General features: G+C 50.1%; 2 rRNA genes (1 of these 2 cut by a window edge). Both read right to left on the bottom strand.

Going from position 1 to position 2,500, the window contains the following annotated elements:
• A 23S ribosomal RNA gene (locus L284_RS27545) occupies positions 1–1,786 on the bottom strand (it extends 1,005 nt beyond the left edge of the window).
• A 236-nt stretch (positions 1,787–2,022) separates the two neighbouring features.
• Positions 2,023–2,500 (bottom strand): 16S ribosomal RNA (locus L284_RS27540); the annotation flags it as partial.

Below are 2,500 nucleotides of genomic sequence, written 5' to 3'. Positions count from 1 at the left end.
TTGCACTCCTCCTCTTAACCTTCGAGCACCGGGCAGGCGTCAGACCCTATACGTCGTCTTGAAGCCGACTTAGCAGAGTCCTGTGTTTTTGCTAAACAGTCGCTACCCCCTGGCCTGTGCCCCCAACAAGTGCTTGCGCACAGGTTGGGCCTCCTTCTTCCGAAGGTACGGAGGCAATTTGCCGAGTTCCTTCAGGATACTTCTCTCAAGCGCCTTGGTATACTCTACCTGACCACCTGTGTCGGTTTCGGGTACGGTCTATACGGTGGGGCTATTTCCTGGAACCACTTCGAAGCCTGACCAATCCAATAAGGCCAGACAACACACGTGATCCGTCACACACCACCAGGCCCACGAATATTAACGTGGTTCCCATCGACTACCCCCTTCGGGCTCGTCTTAGGGGCCGGCTCACCCTGCTCAGATTAGCTTTAAGCAGGAACCCTTGGTCTTTCGGCGAGAGGGCATCTCACCCTCTTTGTCGCTACTCATGTCAGCATTCGCACTTCCGATACCTCCACGGCCCATTACCAGACCGCTTCACAGGCTTACGGAACGCTCCGCTACCGCGTGATCCGAAGATCACACCCTAAGCTTCGGTGCATCACTTTAGCCCCGTTACATCTTCGCCGCAGGAACCCTTGTTTAGACCAGTGAGCTGTTACGCTTTCTTTAAAGGATGGCTGCTTCTAAGCCAACCTCCTGGTTGTTTTGGGATTCCCACATGCTTTCCCACTTAGTGATGACTTGGGGACCTTAGCTGTAGGTTAGGGCTGTTTCCCTTTTGACGACGGACCTTAGCACCCGCCGTCTGTCTGCCGAACAAGTCTCTCTGGTATTCGGAGTTTGGTTAGAATTGGTAGATCTCGCGACCCCCGCATCCATCCAGTGCTCTACCCCCAGAGGCATACATTCGACGCTCTACCTCAATAGATTTCGCGGAGAACCAGCTATTTCCCGGTTTGATTGGCCTTTCACCCCTAAACACAACTCATCCGAGAATTTTTCAACATTCAACGGTTCGGCCCTCCAGTGCGTGTTACCGCACCTTCAGCCTGGTCATGCCTAGATCACCGGGTTTCGGGTCTAATTCATCGAACTTCAGCGCCCTATTCAGACTCGCTTTCGCTACGCCTACACCTAACGGCTTAAGCTTGCTCGATAAACTAAGTCACTGACCCATTATGCAAGAGGTACGCTGTCACCCCCTAAAGAGGCTCCAACTGCTTGTAAGCATTCGGTTTCAGGTACTGTTTCACTCCCCTCATCGGGGTGCTTTTCACCTTTCCCTCACGGTACTGTGTTCGCTATCGGTCATGTACGAGTATTTAGGCTTGGAGGGTGGTCCCCCCATGTTCAGACAGGATTTCACGTGTCCCGCCCTACTCGAGTCCTCATCCATCACTTTCGCATACGGGGCTGTCACCCGCTATGGCCACTCTTTCCAAAGTGTTCTGCTAGTTGAAGATGAGGCACTGGCCTGGTCCGCGTTCGCTCGCCACTACTAACGGAATCTCGGTTGATGTCTTTTCCTCCAGGTACTGAGATGTTTCAGTTCCCCGGGTTCGCTTCACCAGATCTATGTATTCAATCTGGGATACCTTATCCACCTCACTCAAATCACGATCACTCGCAACTCGAGAGAAATGGTGAAGGTGGGTTTCCCCATTCGGAAATCGCCGGATCAAAGTTTGCTCACAACTCCCCGACGCTTATCGCAGCGTGCCACGTCCTTCATCGCCTGTACATGCCAAGGCATCCACCAAATGCTCTTACCTCAATAACAATTCAAAATAAATAGCTAAAACTAGTTATTAATCTTGTGAGTGTTCTTTCGAACACTAGCGATTATTTATGAATTCAAGCTTATTTAAAACTCTATTCACTCGGTTTTGCTTGGTAAAATCTTACTTACTTATCTAGTTTTCAATGTACAAAGAATGTTAATAAACATTCAAAACTGAATACAATATGTCACGTTATCCCTCATCTTCGTAGAAGATGTTCCGAATATATCCTTAGAAAGGAGGTGATCCAGCCGCACCTTCCGATACGGCTACCTTGTTACGACTTCACCCCAATCATTTGTCCCACCTTCGACGGCTAGCTCCAAATGGTTACTCCACCGGCTTCGGGTGTTACAAACTCTCGTGGTGTGACGGGCGGTGTGTACAAGACCCGGGAACGTATTCACCGTAGCATGCTGATCTACGATTACTAGCGATTCCAGCTTCATATAGTCGAGTTGCAGACTACAATCCGAACTGAGAACAACTTTATGGGATTTGCTTGACCTCGCGGTTTCGCTACCCTTTGTATTGTCCATTGTAGCACGTGTGTAGCCCAAATCATAAGGGGCATGATGATTTGACGTCATCCCCACCTTCCTCCGGTTTGTCACCGGCAGTCAACTTAGAGTGCCCAACTTAATGATGGCAACTAAGCTTAAGGGTTGCGCTCGTTGCGGGACTTAACCCAACATCTCACGACACGAGCTGAC

Origin of the sequence: Novosphingobium lindaniclasticum LE124 (assembly GCF_000445125.1) — a bacterium.
In the GTDB taxonomy this organism is placed as follows: Bacteria; Pseudomonadota; Alphaproteobacteria; order Sphingomonadales; family Sphingomonadaceae; genus Novosphingobium; species Novosphingobium lindaniclasticum.
The sequence above is the reverse complement of the archived record's forward strand: the minus strand, read 5'-3'. Positions and strand labels throughout refer to the sequence as shown.